We start from the raw sequence: 25422 nt of genomic DNA, 5'->3' as shown, positions 1-25422 counted from the left end.
GGGATAGCCAACAAGTTTTGGTTGGATTAGTTTTGAGGTTCTTATGTAGTAGTTAATTTCGTAGAAAAATCAACTACCTATCAAAATAGAGTAACCCCAAACTAAAAAGGGTAACAGAAAAATCTAACCCAGCAATTAACAAAAACCCCATCTCATTTCCCTTCAAGTTTTGACATTACAATGACGTGTGGAAACGTTACTGCCGCCAGCACATATAGAACTACGGAAATGAAATAGTCTAAATGATTCTGTAATAGAAGGTATAAAATTAAAAGGCCGAGTATTGATACGGCCCAATAAATCCAGGAGGTCTTTACATAGTCCATAAGGTAGCTAGGCTTTGAACTACCATATAAAACTTCCATTTGGTCCTTCAAAGAAGGAATACTATGCCAAAGAATAAAATATATTGAAAATGCCCAAAGTAAAGAGGCTACATTAAAAACAATATAGAAAACAAAGAACATAAATAATTCTTTGACCAAATTTATCCTCAATACTTTTTTAAATTTCAATAAGGCCACTGAAATGGACAACCCGATCAGGTTTATGTATAGCCCCATTTTAATATAGTCACTAAGAAATAAATACCCCGTTACATCATAAATTATTTGCTGAACCTCAACAATATTGGCATAAAAAATCATAAACAAAATGGTCAAACCATAGAAGGTAAATAAGAATTTATGAAACCAATGTGAATTAGTCAACCTTTCCTTAAGATGTTGTTCTCCAAAATGATATCCGCTTATAACTATAAATACGGCTAACACCAAGGCTTTGGAAAAGAAGAACAATAAGGTAACCGAGGATATTACCAATATATAAGGAATGATTGCCCCGGTTGTATTCAAATTTTGATATTGCTTTCTAATTAGGACAATGTCATTTGCACCGTGCAAAACACCAAAAGTAAGAATAAAGGAATAGGCTAAATAGTCTTGGAGACCAGAGGAGAGTTGTGTGGAAAGCCATAATCCAAAAAATGTTGTCAACAGTAGCCAGTTTTTCATATCCAAAATATTTTTGAATTTGTTTAAAGTTATGACAAAAAATTTAAACAATTTTTATCATTTTATTGTTTAACTTTTACTACATTTACTTAAACAAAAAATGCTATGTTATATGAAAACATTATTACTAATTTTTCCGATGTTTGCCGACGTAACTAAAATCGCTAATGACGATTACGTTGGGTTCACCTTTTTTGTAGGTTGCATGGCCATGATGGCAGCTTCAGCCTTTTTCTTTTTGTCGATGAACAACTTTGACAGAAAGTGGAGAACTTCTATCCTAGTTTCAGGATTGATTACATTTATCGCCGCCGTTCACTATTGGTACATGCGCGATTATTGGTCTGGTGTAGGGGAATCACCTACTTTTTTCAGATATGTTGACTGGGTATTGACGGTACCTCTTATGTGCGTGGAGTTCTACCTCATCTTAAAAGTAGCCGGAGCGAAAAAATCACTCATGTGGAAGCTTATCGCCGCCTCGGTAATCATGCTTGTAACCGGTTATTTTGGTGAAGCCGTCTACAGGGACAATGCTGCGTTCTGGGGATTGTTATCTGGTCTGGCCTATTTCTATATCGTATACGAGATATGGCTTGGAAGTGCGAAAAAATTGGCCGTACAAGCTGGGGGAGCAACGTTGGAAGCACATAAGATGCTTTGCTGGTTCGTGCTTGTTGGATGGGCTATTTATCCATTAGGGTACATGGCAGGAACGCCAGGATGGTATGATGGTTTAGCAGGTTTGGGGCTAAACATGGATGTAATCTATAATATAGGTGACGCCGTGAATAAAATTGGATTTGGTCTGGTAGTCTATGGTGCCGCAGTGGCAGCACAATCCGCTGAAAACAAATAATTTGTTTTTACTAACTCAAATTGTTCTGAAAGACCTTTGCTTAAAATCAAAGGTCTTTCTCATTTACATCCTCTCCGGAACTTCTATTCCCAGCAAACTGAAAGCCGTTTTAATAGTATCGCCCACTTTTTTGGACAATTGCACCCTAAAAACCTTCTTTTGTTCATCAGATTCCCCCAATATGGAAACCTGCTGATAGAAGGAATTGAATTCCTTGACCAAATCGTACGTGTAATTTGCAATCAACGCCGGACTATAATTTTCGGCCGCCAATTGAATAGTTTCGGGAAACAACTGCACTTGTTTCAACAACTCTTTTTCCTTGGGATGGAGTCCGGAAATTTGGGCAGGTAGGTTGCTCTCTACCTTGGTCTCCTGGGCCTTTCTTAAAATGGACTGGATACGCGCGTAGGTATATTGAATAAAAGGGCCGGTGTTTCCTTGAAAATCGACCGACTCCTCCGGATCGAACAAAATCCGCTTTTTGGGGTCTACCTTGAGAATATAATACTTAAGGGCCCCCAGGCCGATCATTTTGTACAGGGCAGCCCGCTCAGGCTCCGAATATCCCTCCAACTTGCCCAATTCCTTGGAGATTGCTTCCGCGGTTTGGGTCATATCTTCAATAAGGTCATCGGCATCTACCACCGTACCTTCCCTACTCTTCATTTTTCCACTGGGAAGGTCCACCATCCCGTAACTTAGATGATAGAGTTTTTCGGCCCATGAAAACCCGAGTTTTTTCAGGATCAAAAACAGTACCTTGAAATGATAGTCCTGCTCGTTGCCTACGGTATAGACCATACCGTTGACATCTGGGTAATCCTTTACCCTTTGTATGGCCGTCCCTATATCCTGGGTCATATATACCGCGGTACCATCGGAACGCAGTACAATTTTTTCGTCAAGGCCTTCGTCGGTCAAATCTATCCAAACACTTCCATCTTCCTTTCCATAAAAAACACCTTTTTCCAGACCTTCCGCAACTACGTCCTTTCCCAACAGATAGGTGTCGCTCTCGTAATAGTAGGTGTCAAAGTCCACGCCTAAATTTTTATAGGTGATCTCAAAACCATCGTACACCCAACCGTTCATTTGTTTCCAAAGCGAAACAACTTCCTCGTCGCCGGCCTCCCACTTTTGGAGCATTTTTTGGGCTTCCAACAAGATAGGTGCTTCCTTTTCGGCCACTTTTTTATCCACTCCCTTTTCAACGAGTTGCCCAATCTCCGCCTTGTAAGCCTTATCAAAAGCAACATAATAATTGCCCACCAATTTATCGCCCTTTAACCCCGTACTTACGGGAGTTTCGCCGTTTCCAAAGCGTTGCCATGCCAGCATGCTCTTACAAATGTGGATGCCACGATCATTGATAATCTGAGTCTTATAGACCTTCTTACCGGATGCTTTCAGGATTTCGGCGACGGAATATCCCAAGAGATTGTTTCGAATATGGCCCAAATGCAGGGGCTTGTTGGTATTTGGGGAAGAATATTCGACTATAACGGCTTCGTTGGAGGTAGGTACCAGACCGAAATCGGTCTTATCCTTCACCGAATTGAAAAAGTCCAGGTAATACCTATCCGAAATAACGATGTTCAAAAAACCCTTGACCACATTATATCCGGCCACGGCAGCCACTTCTTTTTCAAGATAGGCACCAATTTGCTCACCAATTTCTACGGGGTTGCCCTTTACCTGCCGGAGCATGGGAAATACCACTACGGTAACGTCCCCTTCAAAATCCTTTCTTGTAGGCTGAAATTCCACGGATATGAGTTCAACACCGTAGGTAGCCTGTACGGCTTCCTTCACTTTTGCTTCAAGAATTATTTCAATGGTCATCTGCAAGGATTTAAGGCTGCAAAACTAAGCATTTTTTGCCCTTTTAAAGCGAAACTATGGTCTTTGACCCTTCTTTTCTGTAACTTTAAGAACGCTTGTGTAAAGTCAAAAAAAAGAATTGCATGCTATTGAACGTATCTTATTCAAACCCCTCCATTACGCAGAAAATCGACACCGAAGTGGGGAAACCCTTTACCCTCAAGGAACGTTGGACCCTAGGCGGGATTGGCTCCCCAAGACTCATTATTACGGATGCCAGCATTGAAATAAGGAATTTGCTCATTTTGGACAATAATAGGGACACTTGTAATATTGAGCTTAGGCCCAAAGGTATCATTGTGAGGTTCCGATCTCTTTTGGAGACCTTTGCGCTTATTGTTCCCTATTATAAACTGACATTGTACAAGGGTGAGTCCTCCGTGTATTCGCTGTACCGAGACCACTACTTTATCAAAGTGGCATCCGATACCAAGGCGGTACAAAAATTCTTTAAAAAAATATTGGAATTCAAGGCCGATAGTTCGCCTACCTCTTTGGAGGACCTATAAGTCCTGAAATCCAAATATTCCATTTTAATTCAATTTTTAAAACATGAAAATTCTTCTTACCGGTGCGAATGGTTATATAGGAATGAGGTTATTACCGCAATTGATTGCCGATGGACATAAAGTGGTATGTGCCGTAAGGGACTCTGAACGGTTTTCCATTGACGAGGAAACAAGGGCGCAAGTTGAAATTATAGAAATCGACTTTTTGGAAGCGATACGACCGAATCTTTTGCCCAAGGATTTGGACGCCGCCTATTTCTTGATACATTCCATGAGTTCCTCCACCACCAATTTTGACGAAAAAGAAGCCACTACGGCCAAAAACTTTATTGCCTACGTGGAGACCACAAACATCCTACAAGTAATTTACCTAAGCGGTATCGTTAACGACGAAAAACTTTCGAAGCATCTAAGTTCCCGTAAAAATGTGGAGGACATCCTCTCAAAAGGTCCCTTTTCGCTTACAGTGCTTCGGGCAGGGATTATCGTAGGTTCTGGAAGTTCCTCTTTTGAGATTATCAGAGATCTGTGTGAAAAATTACCCATCATGATTACCCCAAAATGGGTCTTGACCAAAACGCATCCCATCGCCATACGGGACGTTATATCCTTCTTGATAGGTGTGCTGGGCAACGAAAAAACCTTCGACGACTCCTTCGATATAGCGGGCCCCAATGTACTTACCTATAAAGAAATGCTACATCAATATGCACAGGTAAGAGGCTTTAAAAACTGGATTTTTACGGTGCCCGTCATGACGCCAAAACTGTCTTCCTATTGGCTGTATTTTGTAACCTCCACTTCCTATAAATTGGCATTGAACCTTGTGGACAGTATGAAAATTGAGGTGGTGGCAAAGGATCAGAGACTCGCGGAACTACTTCATATCAAAACCCATAGCTATAAGGAAGCCATTGAAATGGCCTTTAAGAAAATAGAGCAAAACTTGGTCATTAGCAGCTGGAAGGACAGTATGGTAAGCGGCCGTTTCAACAAGAGTTTGGAGAAATACATTCAGGTGCCAAAATTTGGGGTGCTCAAGGACGAACAGACCCTCCAAATTTCGGATTCCAAAAAAGTACTTGAAAATATCTGGAAGATCGGTGGGGACCATGGTTGGTATTACGGCAATAGCTTATGGAGACTACGTGGATTTTTGGACAAACTGATAGGTGGTGTGGGATTGAGAAGGGGACGAACCCATCCTGATAAAATTTATCCGGGGGACTCCCTGGATTTCTGGCGGGTACTCTTGGCGGACAAAAAGAAAAAAAGACTATTGCTCTTTGCCGAAATGCGGTTACCAGGTGAGGCATGGCTGGAATTTAAAATCGACAAGGACAACATTTTGCATCAGACCGCCACTTTTCGCCCACGTGGCCTAAAGGGGCGCTTGTATTGGTACAGTCTCGTTCCCTTTCATTATTTTATTTTTGGTGGTATGATTCGAAACATTGCAAAAACAAAATGACCTATGATTGCATCCATGGTGAAAAAACAACGGGAATTTTTTGGTTCTGGGGCTACAAAGGACCTGAAGTTTAGAAAATCCTATCTTAAAAAGCTACGAGCGACCGTAATTACTTATGAAGACCGAATTTGTGATGCCCTTTATGCCGATTTTAAAAAACCAAAGTTCGAATCCCTTGCCACGGAAACCCAGTTCGTACTCTACGAATTGGACGAGGCCCTGAAAAATATAGACCATTGGAGCAAACCAAAACGGGTGAATTCCACGTGGGTCAATTTTCCCTCCTCGGATTGGCTCTACCCACAACCCTATGGAAATACGCTCATCATTGCACCTTGGAACTATCCCTTCCTACTGACCATCTCACCCCTTATAGGAGCCTTGGCCGCTGGCAATACGGCCGTATTAAAACCCTCTGAATTTACGTCCAGCATGTCCAAAATCATCAGTGAAATTATTACGGAAGTATTTCCCGAGGACTATGTAGCCGTCGCGGAGGGCGGTATCGAAACTTCCCAAGAATTATTATCCCTGAAATGGGACTATATTTTCTTTACTGGAAGCACGAAAGTGGGCAAAATAATCTATCAAAAGGCAGCGGAACACCTAACGCCCGTCACCTTGGAACTTGGAGGCAAAAACCCCTGCATAGTGGACGAATCGGCCTCCATTTCCGTTAGTGCCAAACGCATCGTATGGGGCAAATTCCTCAACTGCGGTCAAACCTGTATTGCCCCGGATTACATACTGGTACACAAAAAGGTAAAGAAGGAATTGGTAACGGAACTGGGCAAGAGCATTTCAGAACTATATGGCCCTTCCGTAGAAGACTCCCCAGATTTGGCCCGTATCGCCCATACATCGCATTATAAGGATTTAAAGGAAATGTTGACCGGACAACGCATATTGCTGGGTGGGGATTTTAATGACCAGACCCAATATATGGCCCCAACGTTGGTGGACGAACCCAAACTAGAAAGTAAAATAATGCAAGGTGAAATATTTGGCCCCTTGCTTCCCATAATTTCCTATGAAACGGAAGAGGACATACATAGTTATATTTCAAACTATGAAAAGCCTCTTGCCCTATATGTTTTTAGTAAAAGAAAAAAGTTCAGGGAGAAAATGATTCATGCCTACAGTTTTGGCGGAGGCGTTATGAACGATACCTTGCTCCATATTACAAATAGCACACTACCGTTTGGAGGCGTAGGTGCTTCCGGTATTGGTCGCTATCATGGAAAATATTCCTTCGATACCTTTTCACACCAAAAAGCCATCATAAAAAAAAGTTTTTGGCCAGAAATTCCACTTCGATATCCACCATATAAATTACCGGAAAAACTGGCGAAGAAACTCAAGTTCCTTTTTAAATGACCCGTTACCAAGTAGTAATAAATTCCATTACTTTTTAGGCAAAAATACTTCGGCCATCATACAGCGGGCGCTTCCACCCCCACAGGCTTCAATCGTATCCAGTGGACTATGGACTATTTTGCATCGTTTTTCTATTGCCTCGATTTGGGATTCGTCCAAACTAGCAAACGCTGCGGAACTCATGACCAACAATCGCTGGCCGTCCTTTCCAAGAACTTCCAACATGTTCCCAGCAAAATGATGCATCTGCCGTTCGCTTATGGCGATGATCTCCTTGCCATCGTTTCGTAAATGGTCCATCACGATTTTGCGCTCCTTTTTATCGTCGATACTGTCCAAACAAATTATGGCAAAGTCCTCTCCAAGGGCCATCATGACATTCGTGTGGTAAATGGGCAATCGTTTTCCATCTACGGATTGATTGGCCGTAAAAATAACGGGCATACAATCGAAATCCTCGCAAAATTCGATGAACAAATCTTCATCTGCCCTTTCCGATAGGGCACAATAGGCCTTTTGGTTTACACGGTCCAAAATAATGCTTCCGGTACCTTCCAAAAACACCCCTTCCGCTTCTGCGGCGGTATAATCCATGATGTTATCGATAAGAAAACCGTGTTGCTCCATAATTTCCAGAATATCCTCGCGCCGTTCGTTTCTTCTGTTTTCGGCGAACATGGGGTATACCCCAACCGTACCATTTTCATGAAAAGAAATCCAGTTGTTGGGAAAAATACTATCGGGCGTATCTGGATCAATAGTATCATCTACTACAATGACATTCACACCGGCAGACCTCAAAGTACTCACGAAGGCATCAAATTCATCCTGTGCCTTTTGGTTGATCTGGTTGTTCTTCTCATCCAAATCTTCCATAAAATAATTGTTCACGGCCGTTTGTTCGTTCATACGAAAGTTCACTGGCCGAATCATCAAAATGGTATTGGTAATCTGCATCATAAATTATTCCCGTATTAATGGTAACGTACTACATCTTAAAAGTCCTTCTTGTTTGGAAATCTCCGCGTATGGAATCTCCTCAACGGTAAAACCCTGTTCCCTAAGCCAACTGTTTAATCGGGTAAAGCTCTTTTCCGATACCACCACCTCTGGGGTTATCGAGAATACATTACTGAACATATGGTACATTTCGTCTGCCGTTATTTCAAAAACGTTTTCCTTGCCAAAAAAATCAACCAACCATTGGTACTCCTTCTCCACCAAAAATCCATTCTTATGGATGATGGCCTTCCCTTTTCCCAAAGGCTGAAAACAGCAGTCCAAATGTAGGGCGTTTTCCTTGGCATTTTTGGATTTTCTCAACTCAAAGGACATAACCTTTTTCTTGGGAAATTGCTCGCGCAAATATTCGACCGCATGCACATTGGTCCTGGCGGTAATGTGGTCTGCATAATCGGCACCTGTATAGGTTCCCACAAAAATGTAATCGTTCCAAGGCATAACGTCACCTCCCTCCACATGCACTTTTTCCGGTGGATGTAATATATGGTCTTCCTCAATTTTATCGAGTACATGAAGTATGGCATCCACTTCTTTTTCCCTATCGGGCAAAATATTTGAAATGATAAGCTTGTCCTCGATTACGAACGCGATATCCCTTGAAAATATTTGGTTACAATCCTCCAAGACCTCAGGTCTAAAGACGGCCACATCGTATTTCTTTAATACCTTGGAAAAAGCCTCCATCTCCCTAATCATATCCTCTTCCTTTGGGTAGGTACCCGCCAGGATATGTTCCAAGGATTTTGGGTCATAGGCCTCTTCCGGTTTGGGAATTGGTCCGGGACTTTTTGCCGTACCCAAAACCACGGCCCTTAACCTCGATATTTCATCATTTACACTTAGCCTAAGCATACTATCAATTTTGAGCGCTAAGGTACTATTAAAAACGCCCTCTTAAAACTTTAAAAGGGCGTTCTAAATTTTAAAATCGATTATTTGATCAACGAGATTTTAAATCTACAAATGGTCGTAGATTTTCACCGATATACACCTGACGTGGCCTTCCTATGGGCTCTCCCCGTAATCTCATTTCCCTCCATTGGGCAATCCATCCGGGTAGCCTTCCCAAAGCGAACATTACGGTAAACATCTCAGTAGGTATACCCAAAGCGCGGTAAATAATACCCGAATAGAAATCCACGTTGGGATACAGTTTTCTATCTACAAAGTAGGAATCTTCCAAGGCTTCTTTTTCCAATCCTTTGGCGATATCCAAAATGGAATCTTGAATTCCCAAATCTCCCAGTACTTCGTCCGCGGCCTTTTTGATAATCTTGGCGCGAGGATCAAAGTTTTTATAAACCCTGTGACCGAAGCCCATCAGCCTAAAAGGATCATCCTTATCCTTGGCTTTCGCCATATATTTTTTGGTGTCACCGCCATCAGCCTCAATAGCCTCCAACATCTCCAGTACTGCCTGATTGGCTCCGCCATGCAAGGGCCCCCAAAGTGCGGAAATTCCGGCCGACAATGACGCGAACAATCCGGCATGGGATGAACCTACAATACGTACGGTTGAAGTAGAACAGTTTTGTTCGTGGTCTGCATGGAGAATCAATAATTTATCCAAGGCATCGATAACGACCTTGTTCTTTTTGTATTCCTGATTTGGTCTTTTGAACATCATTTTATGAATGTTCTCCACATAACCCAGGGTATCGTCACCATAATCCAAGGGCAAGCCCTTTTTCTTGCGTAACGTCCATGCGACCAAAACCGGAAACTTGGCCAAAATTCTAACAATGGAGCGATACATATCCTTTTCCGAACTTACATCTACAGTAGACGGGTTAAATGCGATAAGGGCACTTGTTAAAGAAGAAAGTACGCCCATAGGATGGGCCGACTTAGGAAAACCGTCCAAAATTTTCTTCATCTCTTCGTCCACATGAGATTCATCGGTGATATCCTTATGGAACTTGGCCAGTTCTTCCTCATTTGGCAATTCACCAAATATCAGTAAATAGGCCACTTCCAAAAAATCGGCTTTCTCGGCTAGCTCCTCTATGGAATAACCCCGATATCTTAAAATACCCTTTTCACCATCCAAAAAAGTAATGGCACTTTCACATGAACCCGTGTTCTTATATCCTGGATCTATTGTAATTATACCTCCTGTTGAGGACCTTAAAGATTTTATATCAATGGCAAGTTCATTTTCCGTTCCTTTAACTACCGGAAATTCATATTTTTTACCATTATATTCTAAAGTAGCTTTATCTGACATCTCTGAATTTTACGTGTTAATCGATTAGCTGTAAATTTAATAAAACAGGGGTATTTTAACAATTCCGCCCACTTCTTTGGGCTAAAATTAACAATAAGTTAGGCGTACGGAAAAACCTATAACAAATAGAGGTCTTTGTAATAAGCATCGACGGAATCTTCCCAGGTGAATCGCATTTTTTTTGCGTTCGCTTTAATTCTTTTCCAAGTGGGTTTATCGTTTTCCCAAACGTTCAGGGCGTCGTCAAAAACCTTCACCATGTTCCTTATCTGCTGGTCATAGGTCTTTCCTTCAAAGGCAAACCCCGTTTTCATGTGGGTTACAGTATCCTTAAGACCCCCTGTATGGTGTACCAGGCAAGGGTTCCCGTTTCTCATGGCCAACATCTGACTTATACCGCATGGCTCGAACAAACTAGGCATAAAATAAAGATCTGTTTCCAAATACATGGAATCTATAAGGTCTTCAGATTGGCCATTGGTGAAAATAAAATTTTTATGCTTGTAGCTCATCTTCCTGAACAGATCTTCATAATCAGGATTACCGGTTCCCAAAAGCATGAAAATACCCTCTGCTTTGTCCAATCTTTTTAAAATTTCCTCAAAAGCTTCGGGCGAACGTTTTAGGAAATAAAATTTCTGTTCCGTCAGCCGGGCAACACTTGATACAATGAACTTGGGCCGGTTCCCAACATATTGCATAATCTTTTCCCCTGTATGGGCGAGAAAATCAGCCTTGTACTTTTTGGATTCGTCCTGCAACCATCTAAACAGTGCCTTAACGGTATTCCGATACAGATTGCCTTTTTCGGCCGTTCTAATGTTGTTATAATTGGAGGCATTTAATATCCCGAAGAGCCTTCCTTCATTATTCGCTTTTTGAAGATCCCTTTCCAGCCCCTCACCCCCAATAAATTCGGGCGGCCTGCTCGGCAACATAACGTCTTCCTTGTAGGATGGGGAAACCGTGTGTACGGCATCCGCCAATCGAATTCCCACGGCCATAAGATTGATACAATCCTGGTATCTAGGGTCCATTAAACCCTTATGGTCCAATTGAACCTCGGGAAACCAATTATTTACAGAGGCATAGTTGTTGTAAAAGGGTCGGATGCCCTGTATTGCCAAATTATGGATACTGTAGACATATCGCATTTTTTTTAAATCGCGATAAGCGGGATGATAGGTCTTCAAAAAAAGAACCGCGCTGGAATGCCAGTCGTGCATATGGACTACGTCCAATTTTCCAAAGGCACCCACCTTAATAGCTTCTGCCACAGCGGTGCAGAATATCATGAACTTGACGAAATCGTTAAAAAATGGTTCCGTTGGGTCATCATGGTAAATGTGGGCAATACCACCCTCTTTGATTTCAGGGTGATGAATGGCATAATGTGTAATATTCTTTATGATCTTTTTGGGAACAACTTCGTACAACTCCGCCTTATAGACCGTTCCCCTTAAATTGAACTCCAAATCCGTCTTGAAAATCCCGTTTTGATGCAACCTCCCGTAAGATGGCACTACTACATGTGCAAAATCCCCACGATTGGCGATTTCCCTGGGAACGTCCCTCACCACATCGCCCATTCCTCCGGCCTTGCAATTTGGAATCGCATCGTTTTCCGCTGAAACAAATAAAAAATTATTCATACACTTTTAAATAGGGGAATTTATAACCTAGAAAAGGTAATTAAAGTTTTAGACTGTTCCAAAAAAAAAGGCTTTCTAAAAGAAAGCCTTTTTTGCAAAACTATTATTATTTGACCTTAAAGGCCTTTTCCTGAGGATAGTAGGCCATACTTCCCAATTCCTCCTCTATTCTCAACAATTGGTTGTATTTGGCCATACGATCAGATCTGGATGCGGAACCTGTTTTGATCTGTCCTGTATTCAACGCTACGGCCAAATCGGCAATCGTATTATCTTCCGTCTCACCGGACCTATGGGACATTACCGAAGTATATCCTGCATTCTTGGCCATGTTCACCGCTGCAATCGTTTCGGTCAAAGTACCAATTTGATTTACCTTGATCAAAATGGAATTGGCAATGCCTTTCTCGATTCCTGTTGACAATCGTTCTACATTGGTAACGAACAAATCATCACCTACCAATTGAACTTTATCGCCAATTTTATCGGTAAGGGCCTTCCAACCATCCCAATCGTTCTCGTCCATTCCGTCCTCAATGGAAATAATTGGATATTTGGCAGTCAAGTCCGCCAAATACTGGGCCTGTTCCTCAGAAGTCCTCACCACTCCCTTATCTCCTTCAAATTTGGTATAATCATATTTACCATCCACATAAAATTCTGCGGATGCACAATCCAAAGCGATCATTACATCGTCCCCCAATTTATAGCCTGCCTTATCAACAGCTTTTGCAATGGTATCCAAAGCGTCCTCAGTTCCACCGGCAAGATTTGGAGCAAATCCACCTTCATCACCTACGGCTGTACTCAAACCTCTATCATGCAATACTTTTTTTAGGTTATGAAAGATCTCAGTACCCATTTGCATGGCATGCGAAAAACTCTTCGCCTTTACGGGCATGATCATAAACTCTTGAAAAGCGATGGGGGCATCTGAATGCGACCCCCCATTAATAATGTTCATCATGGGAACAGGTAGGGTATTGGCACTAACCCCTCCTACATATCTGTATAAGGACATGCCCAACTCATTGGCAGCGGCCTTAGCTGCAGCCAAGGAAACGCCCAAAATAGCGTTTGCACCTAATTTGGATTTGTTAGGAGTACCGTCCAAATCGATCATTGTCTGGTCCAAAAGGTTTTGCTCAAAAACGGACATTCCAAGTATTTCCTCAGCGATGACAGTATTTACGTTTTCAACTGCCTTCATGACCCCTTTGCCCATAAAAGTTTTTCCTCCGTCCCTGAGTTCAACTGCCTCGTGTTCTCCCGTAGAAGCCCCAGATGGTACAGCAGCCCTTCCCATGACACCGTTTTCAGTGATAACATCTACTTCAACAGTGGGATTTCCTCTTGAATCTAAAATTTGTCTTGCGTGAACGCTTAATATGATACTCATTTGTTATTTTCTTTAGTAACTGAATTAAAATGTGATTTGTAAAGATACGAACGTTAAACCCACGTTGTTAAAACGATTGTTCCATTTCAAAGGAATATAACGATTTTTTAAACTTCTGTGGATTGCATTGACGTTTTCTCGATCAACTTGAAAAAATCATCAAAAAGATAGTCCGCATCATGGGGTCCAGGACTTGCTTCTGGGTGGTATTGCACCGAAAGGACGTCCTTGTTTTTCATTCGGATTCCCGCCACGGTTTGATCATTTAAATGCACATGGGTAATTTCCAAATCCTGATTGGCCTCCGTTTCTTCACGATTGATTGCAAATCCATGGTTTTGCGAGGTAATTTCCCCCTTCCCGGTAAGTAAATTCAAGATGGGATGGTTGATACCCCTATGACCATTATGCATCTTATAAGTAGAAACGCCATTGGCCAATGCGATGACCTGGTGGCCCAAACAGATTCCAAACAGAGGTTTGTCGGTTTTTATAATCTCCTTGGCAACTTGAATCGCTTCACTTAAAGGTTCCGGATCACCAGGACCGTTTGAAATGAAATAGGCATCCGGATTCCAGTCAGACATTTCTGCGAAGGTTGCGTTGTAAGGGAATACTTTAATATACGCACCACGCTTTTCCAGGTTACGAAGTATATTTTTCTTTATTCCGATATCCAGGGCCGCTATTTTCACGGGCGCTGATGCATCCCCATAAAAATAGGGTTCTTTGGTAGATACCTTTGAGGCGAGTTCCAATCCTTCCATACTGGGAACTTTCTCAAGTTGTTTTTTCAACTCTGGAATATTGTTAACCTCCGTGGAAATGACCGCATTCATAGCCCCATTGTCCCTAATGTAACTGACCAAAGCCCTTGTATCCACATCTGAAATGGCAAAAAGATCGTTCTTGTCCAAAAATTCCTTTAAGCTGGCATCCGCCAAGGGACGGGAATATTCGTAACTAAAATTTCGGCATATGAGCCCGGCTATCTTAATGGTCTCGGATTCCACTTCGTCAACGTTCGTACCGTAATTCCCTATGTGGGCATTGGTGGTTACCATCAATTGACCAAAATAGGAAGGGTCCGTAAATATTTCCTGATAGCCCGTCATACCGGTATTAAAACAGACCTCCCCGAAGGCGGTCCCATCTTTGTCCCCTACCGACTTACCATAAAAAATGGTTCCATCGGCCAATAATATTAAAGCTTTCTTTTTGGCTTGATACTTCATGATGTTCCTTTTCTATTTATCCGTTCACAAAAAAACATAAAAAAAGGATAGGCTGTAAGACCTATCCTTTTATAATTATCAATATTTATTGACATGTTACTCTTTTGAGTCATCCTCTTTTTTTACCTCGTTCTCAGGCTGTGATTCAGCTTTTGGGGCAGTCTCGACTTCCGGAGCCGCTTCCTCTGCAACTACTTCCTTCACTTCTGTCTCCTCTGCTTTTGGAGCATCGGCACCTGAACTCTTTCCACCTCTTCTACTTCTTCTAGTAGATTTTTTCTTGGGCTTACCGGCATTATATAGTTCGTTGAAATCAACCAACTCTATCATGGCCATATCCGCGTTATCACCCAATCTATTTCCCAATTTGATGATTCTAGTATAACCACCAGGTCTATCGGCGACCTTTTCAGCAACAACGCTGAACAATTCAGTTACGGCATATTTATCACGAAGGTTTTTAAAAGCGATACGTCTGTTGTGCGTACCTTTTTCTGCGGATTGATTATTCTCAGCTTTGGATTTTGTAATCAATGGCTCAATAAATTGCTTTAAAGCTTTAGCCTTTGCAACCGTTGTATTGATTCTTTTATGCTCAATTAAAGAACATGCCATGTTGGCCAACATAGCCTTTCTATGCGCCGATTTTCTTCCTAAATGGTTAACTTTTTTACCGTGTCTCATTATTATAGTATTATCATCTTGCTACCAAACTCGGTCGAACGAGGAGCAAAATATGATTAATTAATCCTTATCTAATTTGTATTTTGAAAGATCCATTCCAAAGCTCAGTCCTTTGTTGATTACCAACTCCTCAAGCTCTGTAAGGGATTTTTTTCCGAAGTTTCTAAACTTCATCAAATCGTTTTTGTTGAAAGAAACCAAATCTCCCAAGGTATCTACCTCCGCTGCCTTTAGACAGTTCAAGGCACGTACGGAAAGGTCCATATCAACCAATTTGGTCTTCAACAACTGTCTCATGTGCAGTGATTCCTCATCGTAGGTTTCCGTTTGCGCGATTTCATCGGCTTCAAGCGTAATACGCTCATCAGAGAACAACATGAAATGATGGATCAATACCTTGGCAGCTTCCGTTAGCGCATCCTTAGGATGTATGGAACCATCGGATACAATCTCAAAAACCAATTTTTCATAGTCGGTCTTTTGCTCAACACGATAGTTCTCTATGCTATACTTTACGTTCTTGATCGGCGTAAAGATAGAGTCGACAGCTATTGTTCCAATTGGAGCACCGGACTTCTTGTTTTCTTCAGCAGGAACATATCCCCTACCCTTATCTATGGTAATTTCCATATTGATACTGATCTTGGGGTCCATGTTACAAATGACCAAGTCTGGATTAAGCACTTGGTAACCAGAGATGAACTTTTGGAAATCCCCGGCAGTCAATTGCTCCTTACCACTAACTGAAATGGAAACGACTTCAGCCTCAGAATCTTCGATCTGCTTCTTGAAACGAACTTGTTTTAAGTTTAGGATAATTTCGGTCACATCTTCTACAACACCCGAAATCACTGAGAACTCATGTTCTACTTTATCAATCCTTACGGATGTAATGGCATGGCCTTCCAAGGAAGAAAGCAACACCCTTCTAAGTGCATTCCCAACAGTTAATCCATAACCAGGCTCCAAAGGACGAAATTCGAACTTTCCTTCGAAGTCTGAGGAATCGATCATTATTACTTTATCGGGTTTCTGAAAATTAAATAATGCCATAATTGGATCAGTGTTGTTTTTATTTTGAGTAAAGCTCGACGATTAATTGTTCTTTGATGTTTTCAGGAATCTGAAGTCTCTCCGGAACGGAAACGAATGTCCCCTCCTTTTTTTCGCTATTCCAAGTAATCCATTCGTAAACACTACTGTTTGCCGAAAGTGAATCCTGAATACTTTGTAAAGACTTGGATTTTTCCCTAACACCTACAACGTCTCCTGCCTTTAATGTATAGGAAGGAATATTTACGATATCGCCGTTCACTGTGATATGTCTATGGGAAACCAATTGTCTGGCACCGCTTCTTGAAGGGGAAATTCCCATTCTGAACACCACGTTATCCAAGCGGCTCTCACATAATTGCAAAAGAATCTCACCCGTAACACCTTCTTTTCTTTTGGCAGTGGCGAAAAGGTTTCTAAACTGCTTTTCCAGAATACCGTAGGTATATTTAGCTTTTTGTTTTTCCATCAACTGTACGGAATACTCAGACTGCTTTCCTCTACGCCTGTTGCTTCCATGTTGTCCTGGAGGGTAATTTTTTTTCTCAAAGGATTTATCGTCCCCGAATATCGCCTCACCAAATTTTCGGGCGATTTTTGATTTAGGTCCTGTGTATCTTGCCATTTTCTAAAATTATGAAGGTGGGATTATGAATTAAGGCTTATCCTTCGATAATCGTAATTACACCTTCGGTGAAATATTAATACTTAATTAAACTCGTCTTCTTTTTGGAGGTCTGCACCCATTGTGAGGCATTGGTGTAACATCTATGATTTCAGTTACCTCAATTCCAGAATTGTGGATGGAACGGATTGCAGATTCACGACCATTTCCAGGTCCCTTCACATAAACCTTCACTTTTCTCAAACCCGCTTCATGTGCTACTTTTGAACAATCCTCTGCCGCTACTTGCGCAGCATATGGTGTGTTCTTCTTAGATCCCCTGAATCCTAATTTCCCTGCCGAAGACCAAGAAATAACATCACCTTTTTTATTAGTCAAAGAAATGATAATGTTATTGAACGAGGCATTTATATGTGCCTCTCCAACAGAATCAACAATAACCTTACGCTTCTTAACTACTTTTGTATTTGCCTTTGCCATATAAATTTTTAGTTTCTAGTGTTAGTTTTAAGTTATTGGAATCCTAGACTTTTACATTTCAAACAGATTCTTCTAACGTCTAAATACTAATGACTTCTATTGTTTATTATTTAGTTGCTTTCTTCTTGTTAGCAACTGTTTTTCTCTTTCCTTTTCTTGTCCTAGAGTTGTTCTTTGTACGCTGACCCCGTAATGGCAAACCGGCTCTATGACGAATACCTCTGTAACATCCAATATCCATTAATCGCTTAATGTTCAATTGAATCTCGGAGCGTAACTCACCTTCTATAGTAAATGAAGAAACTGCATCCCTGATACGACCAATCTCATCATCGTTCCAATCAGAAACTTTAGTATCCTCACTAACTTGGGCTTTACTTAAAATCTCCTTGGCCCTGCTCTTTCCTATCCCGTAAATATAGGTCAAGGCGATTACGCCTCTTTTTTGTTTTGGTATATCAATACCCGCGATTCTTGCCATAATTACCCTTGTCTTTGTTTAAATCTAGGATTCTTTTTGTTGATTACGTACAATCTGCCTTTCCTGCGAACAATCTTACAGTCGGCACTTCTCTTTTTTACTGATGCTCTTACTTTCATGCTATCTTAGTATCTATAAGTAATTCTTGCTTTTGTAAGGTCATAAGGACTCATTTCCAATTTGACCTTATCTCCAGGTAATAATTTGATATAATGCATACGCATCTTACCTGAAATATGCGCTGTAACTACATGTCCATTTTCCAATTCAACTCGGAACATTGCGTTAGACAATGCCTCTATAATGGATCCATCTTGTTCTATCGCTGCTTGTTTGGCCATAAATTATGCTACTTTTCTATTTTTTCCGGTTTTCATCAATCCATCGTAATGTCTATTCAATAGATATGAATTCACCTGTTGCACAGTGTCGATTGCAACCCCTACCATAATTAAAAGGGAAGTTCCACCATAAAATAGTGCCCATCCGGCCTGTACATCCAATAATTTTACGACGATGGCTGGTAAAACGGCCAGCAAAGCTAAAAATATTGATCCAGGTAACGTAATTAATGACATTATTTTATCCAAATAATCGCCAGTTTCCTTTCCAGGTCTAATTCCTGGAATAAAACCTCCACTACGTTTCAAGTCATCCGCCATTTTATTGGTAGGTACGGTAATAGCGGTGTAGAAGTAGGTAAAAATTATAATAAGGAAAGCAAATAACAAGTTGTAGGCCCAACCAAAAATATCACTGAATTGTACCTGCATCCACTGTCCAAAAGTTGTATCGTCAAAAGCACCACCGATCATACCAGGAACGAACATAATTGCCTGTGCAAAAATTATGGGCATTACTCCAGAAGCATTAAGCTTTAAAGGAATATATTGTCTAGATCCCATTACGTTCTTTTCATATCCTCCGGAAGCGGTCCTTCTAGCATACTGAACGGGTATCTGCCTGGTGGCCATTACCAACAATACACTTGCCAAAATCACCAAGAACCAAACAATAACTTCAATCAGAATGAACATAAGTCCACCGTTATTATTGGTTGTCCTAGAAACAAACTCCTGTACAAAAGATTGCGGCATCGTGGCTATGATACCAATCATAATCAATAAAGAAATACCGTTTCCAATGCCCTTATCGGTGATTTTCTCACCCAACCACATTGCAAAAACACAGCCCGAAACCAATATAATAACTGCCGGAATCATAAAATCCAAACCTTTACCCAATACAAAGGCACTATCAGGAACACCAAATGCACCTAGACCATATAAATAAGCAGGAGCTTGAACAATACAAATACCAATGGTCAACCAACGTGTAATCTGATTAATAGTCTTTCTACCACTTTCCCCTTCCTTTTGTAATTTCTGAAGATACGGTATGGCAATACCCATTAATTGGACTACGATAGAGGCCGATATATAAGGCATGATACCCAAAGCAAAGATAGACGCATTCGCAAATGCCCCTCCCGTAAAAGCGTTAAGAAGACCAAAAATACCTTGGTCAGTACCATCGGCCAAACCACCTAATTGGGTAGAATCAATACCTGGAAGAACGATTTGACAACCAAACCTATACACCAAAAGAAGCCCAAGAGTAATTAGTATCCTACTCCTTAGCTCCTCTATTTTCCAAATATTGGATATTGTATCTATAAATTTCTTCATGTTCCCGTATATACTTATAAACTTATTGCTTCACCACCCGCAGCCTCTATAGCAGCCTTTGCGGAAGCAGTAAATTTATGTACCGATACCTTTAGAGCGGTCTTTAGTTCACCGCCTCCTAATATTTTAACTAAGTCATTTTTTCCTACAATGCCGTTTTCGACCAAAGTTTCGAAGGAAACTGAACTCTCAATTACTTTGTTATCTACTAACTCCTGTAATTTTCCAAGGTTTATTCCTTTGTAGTCCTTTCTATTTATGTTGGTAAAACCAAACTTGGGAACTCGTCTCTGCAAGGGCATCTGACCACCTTCGAACCCAATTTTTTTTGAGTAACCAGATCTAGATTTAGCACCTTTATGCCCTCTTGCAGCGGTACCACCTTTACCTGAGCCTTGTCCTCTACCTAAACGTTTACCCTCTCTATTAACGGAACCTTCTGCAGGTTTTAGATTACTTAAGTTCATTAGATTTATGTTTAAGCTTCTTCGGTAGAAACCAAATGTTTAACTTTATTTATCATCCCAAGAATATTAGGTGTTGCATCATGTTCAACAACCTGACCTATTCCTTTCAATCCAAGAGCTTGCAACGTCCTTTTTTGGTTCTGTGGCTTCTTAATACCGCTCTTTACCTGTTTTACTTTAATTTTTGCCATAATTAACTGTCTTAACCTTTAAAAACCTTCTCCAAGGAAACTCCCCTTTGTTGTGAAATTGTTTTGGCATTCCTTAATTGTAATAAAGCGTCAAAAGTTGCCTTTACTACATTGTGAGGATTCGAAGATCCTTGAGATTTAGATAATACATCGTGAACACCCACGGCCTCTAATACCGCCCTAACTGCTCCACCGGCAATCACACCTGTACCATGCGATGCAGGTTGAATGTAAACTCGAGCACCACCATATTTACCTTTTTGCTCATGAGGCAAAGTACCTTTGTTCAAAGGAATACGAATCAAATTCTTTTTTCCGTCCTCAATAGCCTTTGCGATTGCGGTAGCCACCTCTTTTGATTTACCAAGACCGTGTCCTACCACTCCATTTTCATCGCCAACAACTACGATAGCAGAAAAACCAAATGCCCTACCACCTTTCGTAACTTTGGTAACACGCTGAACGCCCACCAATCTATCCTTTAAATCTAAACCTCCTGGTTTAACTGTTTCTACATTTTTGTACTTCTGGAACATACCTCTTATTTAGAATTTTAAACCTGCTTCCCTTGCACCCTCTGCCAAGGACTTAACCCTTCCATGGTAAAGGTTTCCGCCCCTATCAAAAGCTACCTTTTCTATACCGGCAGCCTTAGATTTTTCGGCAATCGCCTTACCTACAAGAGCAGCAATTTCCGTTTTGTTTCCTTTTGCCGATGCGATATCCTTGTCTCTGGAGGAAGCAGCCGCCAAAGTAACACCTTTCACATCATCTATCAATTGTGCATAGATTTCGCTGTTGCTTCTAAAGACGGATAATCTTGGCCTTTCGGCAGTTCCATTGGAAACCTTGCGGATTCTCCTTCGAATTCTATACTTTCTTTGTGTTTTTGATAATCCCATAATACTTTTATTAAGCCGATTTACCTGCTTTTCTTCTTAATTGTTCACCAACAAATTTGACACCTTTTCCTTTGTAAGGCTCTGGCTTACGGAAGGATCTAATCTTCGCCGCAATGTGCCCAACCAACTGCTTATCGTGTGAAGTTAGTTTTACAATAGGGTTCTTACCTTTTTCTGATATGGTCTCAACTTTTACCTCTGGTGCCAAGTCGAAAATAATATTGTGGGAAAAACCTAAAGCCAAATCAAGTTTTTGACCTTGGTTACTTGCTCTATAACCTACACCTACCAATTCCAATTCCTTGGTCCATCCTTGCGACACACCCTTCACCATATTCAATATCAATGCTCTGTACAGACCATGCTTTGCTTTATGCTCTTTAGAGTCAGACGGCCTTATTACAAATGCCTGCCCGTCTTCTATTTTTATATCTACACCAGAGAACTCTTGAGTCAATTCACCTAATTTCCCTTTAACGGTAATTTCTTTATCCTTGACCTCTATGGTTACGCCTTCTGGAATTGCTATCGGATTATTTCCTATTCTAGACATCTTCTAACTCTTTTTCTATTAATATACGTAGCATAAAACCTCCCCACCAACGTTCTCCGCCTTGGCTTGCTTACTCGTCATAACACCGTGTGACGTTGAAACAATCGCAATACCCAATCCATTGAGGACCCTAGGCAAGTTAGCGTTGGAAGCATACTTTCTCAAACCTGGCTTACTAATACGCTCTATTTTTTTAATTACAGGTTCTTTGGTTAATTTATCGTATTTCAAGGCAATTTTTATAGTACCTTGAACTTTGTCATCCTCGAACTTGTAACTTAAAATATATCCTTGATCGAATAATATTTTAGTAATTTCCTTTTTCAAATTCGACGCAGGGATTTCAACAACTCTGTGTCCTGCCCTACTCGCATTTCTAATCCTTGTTAGATAATCTGCTATAGTATCTGTTACCATTTATATATAATTCGGTGACGGTTTTTAGCCTTTTGCTAAACCTGAAACCAGTTATTCAATTTATTTTACCAGCTGGCTTTTTTAACCCCAGGTATCAAACCTTGGTTTGCCATTTCCCTGAACATTACCCTGGAGATACCAAAAGTCCTCATGTAACCTTTAGGTCTTCCGGTAAGTTTACACCTGTTGTGCATACGTACCGGAGAGGCATTTCTTGGCAATTTCTGTAGCGCCTCATAATCTCCAGCTTCCTTTAAAGCTTTACGTTTTTCAGCATATTTAGCTACAGCCTTTGCCCTTTTTCTCTCACGGGCTTTCATTGATTCTTTAGCCATCCTAGTTCTTTTTAAAAGGTAATCCTAATTCCGTTAATAATGATTTTGCTTCCTTATCCGTTTCGGCAGAGGTTACAAATGTCACATCCATCCCATTGATTCTGTTAATCTTATCGATATTGATCTCCGGGAAAATGATTTGCTCCGTGATTCCAAGATTATAGTTTCCACGTCCATCAAAACCAGTGGCCTTAATTCCTTGAAAATCCCTAACCCTAGGAAGGGCCGAAGTAACCAATCTATCTAAAAATTCATACATCCGGTCCCCTCTCAGTGTCACCTTAGCACCAATCGGCATACCTTTTCTTAGTTTGAAAGCCGCAACGTCCTTTTTAGACATGGTAGCCACTGCCTTTTGACCCGTAATCATTGTCATCTCATCCACAGCATGATCAATGAGTTTTTTATCGGCCACAGCAGCACCAACACCCCTACTCACAACAATCTTCTTGAGTTTTGGAACCTGCATTACGTTCTTGTAACCAAATTCTTCGGTCAAGGCCGCTACGATACGGTCTTTATATTCTTTCTTTAATCTTGCAACGTAAGCCATAACTAAATTACTTCATTTGATTTCTTGGCAACTCTAACCTTTTTTCCGTCTCTCACCTCGTAACCTACTCTCGTAGTTTCACCAGATTTTGAGTCAATCAACGATAAATTGGAAATATGGATCAAGGCTTCTTTTTTAACGATACCACCTTGAGGGTTTTGTGCACTTGGTTTTTCATGTTTGGAAACCATATTCACTCCCTCTACAATAGCTTTATTTTTTTCAAGATTTACGGACATAACCTTACCTTCAGAACCTTTATGGTCTCCGGCAACGACCCTTACCGTATCTCCTGTTTTTATCTTTAACTTCTTCATTTTACTAGTCTAATTATAGTACCTCGGGGGCCAATGACACAATTTTCATGAACTGCTTGTCCCTTAGCTCTCTTGCTACGGGGCCGAAAACACGCGTACCTCGCATTTCACCTGCTGGATTCAACAATACACATGCATTGTCATCAAATCGAATATAAGAACCATCCGGTCTTCTTACCTCCTTTTTGGTCCTAACAACCACGGCTGTAGAAACCGCACCCTTTTTTATACCTCCGTTTGGAGTAGCTTCCTTTACGGTAACTACGATTTTATCCCCAATGGAAGCGTATCTTCTTTTTGTACCACCTAGAACACGGATAGTTAAAACTTCCTTAGCTCCGGTATTATCCGCTACCTTTAATCTAGATTCTTGCTGTAACATAACTTATTTGGCTCTTTCTAAGATTTCTACTAACCTCCAACACTTGGTCTTGCTCATAGGACGTGTCTCCATAATCTTTACGGTATCGCCGATATTGCAATCGTTCTTTTCGTCATGGGCAACATATTTCTTTGTTTTCAAAACGAACTTACCGTACATAGGGTGTTTAACTCTCTTAACCTCAGAAACAACAATGGACTTTTCCATCTTGTCGCTGGTTACTACCCCAATTCTCTCTTTTCTTAAGTTTCTTTTTTCCATAAAGCAGAACCAATTATTGGTTTTCCCTTTTAGTTAATTCAGTAGCCAATCTTGCAACCGTTCTTCTTACTTTTCTAATTTGAAGAGGGTTTTCCAATGGAGTCACAAAATGAGCCATTTTTAAATCTGCATGTTGCTTCTTATACTCTGCAAGTTTTTCCGTAAGCCCTTCAACAGACAACTCCTTTATTTCTTGATTTTTCATGATTTCCTACGATTAATTGTCAACTGTATAATCTCTTGCAACAATGAATTTTGTTCGTACCGGTAGCTTCTGAGCCGCAAGTCTAAGTGCCTCTTTGGCTATGTCAATTGACACACCGGCAATTTCGAACATTACTCTACCTGGCTTTACAACGGCCACAAAGTATTCAGGCGCACCCTTTCCTTTACCCATACGCACCTCCAAAGGTTTTTTGGTAATAGGCTTGTCTGGAAAAATTTTTATCCATAGTTGACCTTCCCTTTTCATATATCTTGTAGCTGCAATACGAGCGGCTTCAATTTGACGGGAAGTCAAAAAAGAAGAGTCCATAGATTTTATTCCGAACATACCATTAGAAAGTTGATGCCCTCTGCCGGCAATACCTTTCATCCGGCCTTTCTGCATTTTTCGGAACTTAGTTCTTTTTGGTTGTAACATTTTTCTCTACTTCTTTAGTTATTACTTTCTACGACGTGGCTTTCTTGCACCTTCTTGTTTACCGGGTTTGGAGGCCTGTCCTTTTTGCATTCCAGTTAATGGAGAAAGTTCCCTTTTTCCATAAACTTCACCTTTCATAATCCAAACCTTAATACCCAATTTTCCATAAGTGGTTTGAGCTTCTTGTAAAGCATAGTCTATATCAGCCCTGAAAGTGGACAATGGAATTCTACCTTCTTTGTAAGATTCTGAACGTGCCATTTCCGCACCATTCAAACGACCGGATATCTGTACTTTAATACCTTCCGCATTCATCCTCATAGCAGCGGCAATCGCCATTTTAATTGCTCTCCTAAAAGAAATTCGGCTCTCGATTTGACGTGCAATACTGGCAGCAACAAGATTGGCATCCAACTCAGGTCTCTTAATTTCGTAGATATTTATCTGGACTTCCTTATTGGTAATCTTTTTAAGCTCTTCCTTCAACTTATCTACCTCTTGCCCGCCTTTACCTATTATAATTCCAGGTCTTGCCGTAGTTACGGTAACCGTTATAAGTTTAAGGGTTCTTTCGATAATAACCCTGGAAACGCTTGCCTTAGAAAGCCTAGCATGGATATACTTTCTAATCTTATCATCCTCTGCCAACTTATCGCCGTAATCATTTCCACCGTACCAGTTGGACTCCCATCCCCTGATAATTCCTAGACGATTTCCTATTGGATTTGTTTTCTGTCCCAT

34 protein-coding genes are annotated in these 25422 nt (G+C 40.9%); 4 read left to right on the top strand and 30 right to left on the bottom strand.

What is annotated here, in order from left to right; translation table 11 throughout:
- Nucleotides 1-152: 152 nt before the first annotated feature.
- Nucleotides 153-1013, bottom strand: a complete 861-nt coding sequence (locus PP181_RS06235) for a Brp/Blh family beta-carotene 15,15'-dioxygenase (RefSeq protein WP_272636383.1) — start codon at nucleotides 1011-1013, stop codon at nucleotides 153-155.
- Nucleotides 1014-1152: 139 nt separating this feature from the next.
- Between PP181_RS06235 and PP181_RS06230 the strand changes: the two genes are divergently transcribed.
- The gene (locus tag PP181_RS06230) at nucleotides 1153-1872 is read left to right on the top strand and encodes a bacteriorhodopsin-like (RefSeq protein WP_138259148.1); all 720 of its coding nucleotides are present in this window, start codon (nucleotides 1153-1155) and stop codon (nucleotides 1870-1872) included.
- 63 nt (nucleotides 1873-1935) lie between these two features.
- On the opposite strand, the gene argS is transcribed toward PP181_RS06230, so the two are convergent.
- Nucleotides 1936-3717 (bottom strand): arginine--tRNA ligase, encoded by a 1782-nt coding sequence (gene argS / locus PP181_RS06225; RefSeq protein WP_272636382.1) that lies wholly within the window; start codon nucleotides 3715-3717, stop codon nucleotides 1936-1938.
- Between the two features lie 122 nt (nucleotides 3718-3839).
- Here argS and PP181_RS06220 point away from each other — a divergent pair, with 122 nt between their 5' ends.
- Genes PP181_RS06220 through PP181_RS06210 form a run of 3 tightly spaced genes read left to right on the top strand, consistent with a single transcriptional unit; the run spans nucleotide 3840 to nucleotide 7113 of the window.
- Entirely contained in the window at nucleotides 3840-4265 is a 426-nt protein-coding gene (locus tag PP181_RS06220) for a hypothetical protein (protein ID WP_138259137.1), read from the top strand.
- A 43-nt stretch (nucleotides 4266-4308) separates the two neighbouring features.
- Nucleotides 4309-5736, top strand: coding sequence for an SDR family oxidoreductase (locus PP181_RS06215; RefSeq protein WP_272636381.1), 1428 nt, complete (start codon nucleotides 4309-4311; stop codon nucleotides 5734-5736).
- A gap of 3 nt (nucleotides 5737-5739) precedes the next feature.
- On the top strand, nucleotides 5740-7113 hold the full coding sequence (locus tag PP181_RS06210) for an aldehyde dehydrogenase (RefSeq protein WP_272636380.1): 1374 nt from the start codon (nucleotides 5740-5742) through the stop codon (nucleotides 7111-7113).
- A 27-nt stretch (nucleotides 7114-7140) separates the two neighbouring features.
- Here PP181_RS06210 and ctlX read toward each other — a convergent pair whose 3' ends face one another.
- The 28 genes from ctlX to rpsC all read right to left on the bottom strand — a co-directional run bounded on the left by ctlX (nucleotide 7141) and on the right by rpsC (nucleotide 25422).
- The gene (ctlX, locus tag PP181_RS06205) at nucleotides 7141-8073 is read right to left on the bottom strand and encodes a citrulline utilization hydrolase CtlX (RefSeq protein ID WP_272636379.1); all 933 of its coding nucleotides are present in this window, start codon (nucleotides 8071-8073) and stop codon (nucleotides 7141-7143) included.
- 3 nt (nucleotides 8074-8076) lie between these two features.
- Nucleotides 8077-8988 (bottom strand): dimethylarginine dimethylaminohydrolase family protein, encoded by a 912-nt coding sequence (locus PP181_RS06200; protein ID WP_272636377.1) that lies wholly within the window; start codon nucleotides 8986-8988, stop codon nucleotides 8077-8079.
- Between the two features lie 88 nt (nucleotides 8989-9076).
- Complete coding sequence (locus PP181_RS06195; RefSeq protein WP_272636376.1) at nucleotides 9077-10363, bottom strand: citrate synthase; 1287 nt, start codon at nucleotides 10361-10363, stop codon at nucleotides 9077-9079.
- Nucleotides 10364-10479: 116 nt separating this feature from the next.
- On the bottom strand, nucleotides 10480-12015 hold the full coding sequence (locus tag PP181_RS06190) for a glycogen synthase (protein WP_272636375.1): 1536 nt from the start codon (nucleotides 12013-12015) through the stop codon (nucleotides 10480-10482).
- A gap of 106 nt (nucleotides 12016-12121) precedes the next feature.
- Nucleotides 12122-13414, bottom strand: a complete 1293-nt coding sequence (gene eno / locus PP181_RS06185; protein ID WP_138259131.1) for a phosphopyruvate hydratase — start codon at nucleotides 13412-13414, stop codon at nucleotides 12122-12124.
- 107 nt (nucleotides 13415-13521) lie between these two features.
- Nucleotides 13522-14649, bottom strand: a complete 1128-nt coding sequence (carA, locus tag PP181_RS06180; protein ID WP_272636374.1) for a glutamine-hydrolyzing carbamoyl-phosphate synthase small subunit — start codon at nucleotides 14647-14649, stop codon at nucleotides 13522-13524.
- A 96-nt stretch (nucleotides 14650-14745) separates the two neighbouring features.
- Nucleotides 14746-15333 (bottom strand): 50S ribosomal protein L17, encoded by a 588-nt coding sequence (gene rplQ / locus PP181_RS06175; RefSeq protein ID WP_272636373.1) that lies wholly within the window; start codon nucleotides 15331-15333, stop codon nucleotides 14746-14748.
- A 60-nt stretch (nucleotides 15334-15393) separates the two neighbouring features.
- Complete coding sequence (locus tag PP181_RS06170; protein ID WP_125221120.1) at nucleotides 15394-16386, bottom strand: DNA-directed RNA polymerase subunit alpha; 993 nt, start codon at nucleotides 16384-16386, stop codon at nucleotides 15394-15396.
- Between the two features lie 19 nt (nucleotides 16387-16405).
- Nucleotides 16406-17011: a 30S ribosomal protein S4 gene (gene rpsD, locus PP181_RS06165; protein ID WP_099546251.1), complete on the bottom strand. Its 606-nt coding sequence runs from the start codon at nucleotides 17009-17011 to the stop codon at nucleotides 16406-16408.
- 87 nt (nucleotides 17012-17098) lie between these two features.
- On the bottom strand, nucleotides 17099-17491 hold the full coding sequence (gene rpsK / locus PP181_RS06160; protein ID WP_099546252.1) for a 30S ribosomal protein S11: 393 nt from the start codon (nucleotides 17489-17491) through the stop codon (nucleotides 17099-17101).
- Nucleotides 17492-17597: 106 nt separating this feature from the next.
- Entirely contained in the window at nucleotides 17598-17972 is a 375-nt protein-coding gene (gene rpsM, locus PP181_RS06155; RefSeq protein ID WP_138259127.1) for a 30S ribosomal protein S13, read from the bottom strand.
- 2 nt (nucleotides 17973-17974) lie between these two features.
- Nucleotides 17975-18091 carry a type B 50S ribosomal protein L36 gene (gene ykgO / locus PP181_RS06150; protein WP_013305171.1) on the bottom strand — a complete coding sequence of 39 codons (117 nt, stop codon included), beginning with the start codon at nucleotides 18089-18091 and terminating at the stop codon, nucleotides 17975-17977.
- Between the two features lie 6 nt (nucleotides 18092-18097).
- Nucleotides 18098-18313, bottom strand: coding sequence for a translation initiation factor IF-1 (gene infA, locus PP181_RS06145; RefSeq protein ID WP_013305172.1), 216 nt, complete (start codon nucleotides 18311-18313; stop codon nucleotides 18098-18100).
- 3 nt (nucleotides 18314-18316) lie between these two features.
- Nucleotides 18317-19660 carry a preprotein translocase subunit SecY gene (gene secY / locus PP181_RS06140; protein WP_154917022.1) on the bottom strand — a complete coding sequence of 448 codons (1344 nt, stop codon included), beginning with the start codon at nucleotides 19658-19660 and terminating at the stop codon, nucleotides 18317-18319.
- A gap of 14 nt (nucleotides 19661-19674) precedes the next feature.
- Nucleotides 19675-20127, bottom strand: coding sequence for a 50S ribosomal protein L15 (gene rplO, locus PP181_RS06135; protein ID WP_138259125.1), 453 nt, complete (start codon nucleotides 20125-20127; stop codon nucleotides 19675-19677).
- A gap of 11 nt (nucleotides 20128-20138) precedes the next feature.
- Nucleotides 20139-20318, bottom strand: coding sequence for a 50S ribosomal protein L30 (rpmD, locus tag PP181_RS06130; RefSeq protein WP_138259124.1), 180 nt, complete (start codon nucleotides 20316-20318; stop codon nucleotides 20139-20141).
- 11 nt (nucleotides 20319-20329) lie between these two features.
- Entirely contained in the window at nucleotides 20330-20854 is a 525-nt protein-coding gene (rpsE, locus tag PP181_RS06125; RefSeq protein WP_138259123.1) for a 30S ribosomal protein S5, read from the bottom strand.
- Between the two features lie 9 nt (nucleotides 20855-20863).
- Entirely contained in the window at nucleotides 20864-21220 is a 357-nt protein-coding gene (rplR, locus tag PP181_RS06120; protein WP_138259122.1) for a 50S ribosomal protein L18, read from the bottom strand.
- 10 nt (nucleotides 21221-21230) lie between these two features.
- On the bottom strand, nucleotides 21231-21773 hold the full coding sequence (gene rplF / locus PP181_RS06115; RefSeq protein WP_272636369.1) for a 50S ribosomal protein L6: 543 nt from the start codon (nucleotides 21771-21773) through the stop codon (nucleotides 21231-21233).
- Between the two features lie 18 nt (nucleotides 21774-21791).
- Nucleotides 21792-22190 carry a 30S ribosomal protein S8 gene (gene rpsH / locus PP181_RS06110; RefSeq protein WP_138259120.1) on the bottom strand — a complete coding sequence of 133 codons (399 nt, stop codon included), beginning with the start codon at nucleotides 22188-22190 and terminating at the stop codon, nucleotides 21792-21794.
- A 65-nt stretch (nucleotides 22191-22255) separates the two neighbouring features.
- Nucleotides 22256-22525 carry a 30S ribosomal protein S14 gene (rpsN, locus tag PP181_RS06105; RefSeq protein WP_138259119.1) on the bottom strand — a complete coding sequence of 90 codons (270 nt, stop codon included), beginning with the start codon at nucleotides 22523-22525 and terminating at the stop codon, nucleotides 22256-22258.
- A 1-nt stretch (nucleotide 22526) separates the two neighbouring features.
- Nucleotides 22527-23078, bottom strand: coding sequence for a 50S ribosomal protein L5 (rplE, locus tag PP181_RS06100; protein WP_094996001.1), 552 nt, complete (start codon nucleotides 23076-23078; stop codon nucleotides 22527-22529).
- A 2-nt stretch (nucleotides 23079-23080) separates the two neighbouring features.
- Nucleotides 23081-23395, bottom strand: coding sequence for a 50S ribosomal protein L24 (rplX, locus tag PP181_RS06095; protein ID WP_138259118.1), 315 nt, complete (start codon nucleotides 23393-23395; stop codon nucleotides 23081-23083).
- A 13-nt stretch (nucleotides 23396-23408) separates the two neighbouring features.
- Nucleotides 23409-23777, bottom strand: a complete 369-nt coding sequence (gene rplN, locus PP181_RS06090; protein WP_027064819.1) for a 50S ribosomal protein L14 — start codon at nucleotides 23775-23777, stop codon at nucleotides 23409-23411.
- Between the two features lie 3 nt (nucleotides 23778-23780).
- On the bottom strand, nucleotides 23781-24038 hold the full coding sequence (gene rpsQ / locus PP181_RS06085) for a 30S ribosomal protein S17 (RefSeq protein ID WP_094996003.1): 258 nt from the start codon (nucleotides 24036-24038) through the stop codon (nucleotides 23781-23783).
- 13 nt (nucleotides 24039-24051) lie between these two features.
- Nucleotides 24052-24243: a 50S ribosomal protein L29 gene (rpmC, locus tag PP181_RS06080; protein ID WP_094996004.1), complete on the bottom strand. Its 192-nt coding sequence runs from the start codon at nucleotides 24241-24243 to the stop codon at nucleotides 24052-24054.
- A gap of 12 nt (nucleotides 24244-24255) precedes the next feature.
- Nucleotides 24256-24681: a 50S ribosomal protein L16 gene (rplP, locus tag PP181_RS06075; protein ID WP_138259117.1), complete on the bottom strand. Its 426-nt coding sequence runs from the start codon at nucleotides 24679-24681 to the stop codon at nucleotides 24256-24258.
- A 21-nt stretch (nucleotides 24682-24702) separates the two neighbouring features.
- A complete protein-coding gene (gene rpsC, locus PP181_RS06070) occupies nucleotides 24703-25422 on the bottom strand; it encodes a 30S ribosomal protein S3 (protein ID WP_138259116.1) in 720 nt (239 codons plus the stop codon).

Origin of the sequence: Maribacter sp. PR66, from assembly GCF_028464205.1 — a bacterium.
Lineage (GTDB): Bacteria > Bacteroidota > Bacteroidia > Flavobacteriales > Flavobacteriaceae > Maribacter > Maribacter flavus.
The sequence above is the reverse complement of the archived record's forward strand: the minus strand, read 5'-3'. Positions and strand labels throughout refer to the sequence as shown.

Excerpts from the sequence above, each read along its gene's own strand:
- rpsK (WP_099546252.1), bottom strand. The coding sequence starts at position 17,491 with ATGGCAAAGGCAAATACAAAAGTAGTTAAGAAGCGTAAGGTTATTGTT.
- rpsH (WP_138259120.1), bottom strand. The coding sequence starts at position 22,190 with ATGGTAACAGATACTATAGCAGATTATCTAACAAGGATTAGAAATGCG.
- PP181_RS06170 (WP_125221120.1), bottom strand. The coding sequence starts at position 16,386 with ATGGCATTATTTAATTTTCAGAAACCCGATAAAGTAATAATGATCGAT.
- rplN (WP_027064819.1), bottom strand. The coding sequence starts at position 23,777 with ATGTTACAGCAAGAATCTAGATTAAAGGTAGCGGATAATACCGGAGCT.
- PP181_RS06200 (WP_272636377.1), bottom strand. The coding sequence starts at position 8,988 with ATGCTTAGGCTAAGTGTAAATGATGAAATATCGAGGTTAAGGGCCGTG.
- rplQ (WP_272636373.1), bottom strand. The coding sequence starts at position 15,333 with ATGAGACACGGTAAAAAAGTTAACCATTTAGGAAGAAAATCGGCGCAT.
- PP181_RS06220 (WP_138259137.1), top strand. The coding sequence starts at position 3,840 with ATGCTATTGAACGTATCTTATTCAAACCCCTCCATTACGCAGAAAATC.
- PP181_RS06195 (WP_272636376.1), bottom strand. The coding sequence starts at position 10,363 with ATGTCAGATAAAGCTACTTTAGAATATAATGGTAAAAAATATGAATTT.
- PP181_RS06215 (WP_272636381.1), top strand. The coding sequence starts at position 4,309 with ATGAAAATTCTTCTTACCGGTGCGAATGGTTATATAGGAATGAGGTTA.
- ctlX (WP_272636379.1), bottom strand. The coding sequence starts at position 8,073 with ATGATGCAGATTACCAATACCATTTTGATGATTCGGCCAGTGAACTTT.
- secY (WP_154917022.1), bottom strand. The coding sequence starts at position 19,660 with ATGAAGAAATTTATAGATACAATATCCAATATTTGGAAAATAGAGGAG.
- rplO (WP_138259125.1), bottom strand. The coding sequence starts at position 20,127 with ATGAACTTAAGTAATCTAAAACCTGCAGAAGGTTCCGTTAATAGAGAG.
- ykgO (WP_013305171.1), bottom strand. The coding sequence starts at position 18,091 with ATGAAAGTAAGAGCATCAGTAAAAAAGAGAAGTGCCGACTGTAAGATT.
- rpsD (WP_099546251.1), bottom strand. The coding sequence starts at position 17,011 with ATGGCAAGATACACAGGACCTAAATCAAAAATCGCCCGAAAATTTGGT.
- rpsN (WP_138259119.1), bottom strand. The coding sequence starts at position 22,525 with ATGGCTAAAGAATCAATGAAAGCCCGTGAGAGAAAAAGGGCAAAGGCT.
- argS (WP_272636382.1), bottom strand. The coding sequence starts at position 3,717 with ATGACCATTGAAATAATTCTTGAAGCAAAAGTGAAGGAAGCCGTACAG.
- PP181_RS06210 (WP_272636380.1), top strand. The coding sequence starts at position 5,740 with ATGATTGCATCCATGGTGAAAAAACAACGGGAATTTTTTGGTTCTGGG.
- rplE (WP_094996001.1), bottom strand. The coding sequence starts at position 23,078 with ATGGCTTACGTTGCAAGATTAAAGAAAGAATATAAAGACCGTATCGTA.
- PP181_RS06190 (WP_272636375.1), bottom strand. The coding sequence starts at position 12,015 with ATGAATAATTTTTTATTTGTTTCAGCGGAAAACGATGCGATTCCAAAT.
- rpsC (WP_138259116.1), bottom strand. The coding sequence starts at position 25,422 with ATGGGACAGAAAACAAATCCAATAGGAAATCGTCTAGGAATTATCAGG.
- rpmD (WP_138259124.1), bottom strand. The coding sequence starts at position 20,318 with ATGGCAAAAATTAAAGTAAAACAGGTAAAGAGCGGTATTAAGAAGCCA.
- PP181_RS06235 (WP_272636383.1), bottom strand. The coding sequence starts at position 1,013 with ATGAAAAACTGGCTACTGTTGACAACATTTTTTGGATTATGGCTTTCC.
- rpsE (WP_138259123.1), bottom strand. The coding sequence starts at position 20,854 with ATGTTCCAGAAGTACAAAAATGTAGAAACAGTTAAACCAGGAGGTTTA.
- infA (WP_013305172.1), bottom strand. The coding sequence starts at position 18,313 with ATGGCCAAACAAGCAGCGATAGAACAAGATGGATCCATTATAGAGGCA.
- eno (WP_138259131.1), bottom strand. The coding sequence starts at position 13,414 with ATGAGTATCATATTAAGCGTTCACGCAAGACAAATTTTAGATTCAAGA.
- rplF (WP_272636369.1), bottom strand. The coding sequence starts at position 21,773 with ATGTCTAGAATAGGAAATAATCCGATAGCAATTCCAGAAGGCGTAACC.
- rplX (WP_138259118.1), bottom strand. The coding sequence starts at position 23,395 with ATGAAGAAGTTAAAGATAAAAACAGGAGATACGGTAAGGGTCGTTGCC.
- PP181_RS06230 (WP_138259148.1), top strand. The coding sequence starts at position 1,153 with ATGTTTGCCGACGTAACTAAAATCGCTAATGACGATTACGTTGGGTTC.
- rplP (WP_138259117.1), bottom strand. The coding sequence starts at position 24,681 with ATGTTACAACCAAAAAGAACTAAGTTCCGAAAAATGCAGAAAGGCCGG.
- rpsM (WP_138259127.1), bottom strand. The coding sequence starts at position 17,972 with ATGGCAAGAATCGCGGGTATTGATATACCAAAACAAAAAAGAGGCGTA.
- rplR (WP_138259122.1), bottom strand. The coding sequence starts at position 21,220 with ATGGGATTATCAAAAACACAAAGAAAGTATAGAATTCGAAGGAGAATC.
- rpmC (WP_094996004.1), bottom strand. The coding sequence starts at position 24,243 with ATGAAAAATCAAGAAATAAAGGAGTTGTCTGTTGAAGGGCTTACGGAA.
- rpsQ (WP_094996003.1), bottom strand. The coding sequence starts at position 24,038 with ATGGAAAAAAGAAACTTAAGAAAAGAGAGAATTGGGGTAGTAACCAGC.
- carA (WP_272636374.1), bottom strand. The coding sequence starts at position 14,649 with ATGAAGTATCAAGCCAAAAAGAAAGCTTTAATATTATTGGCCGATGGA.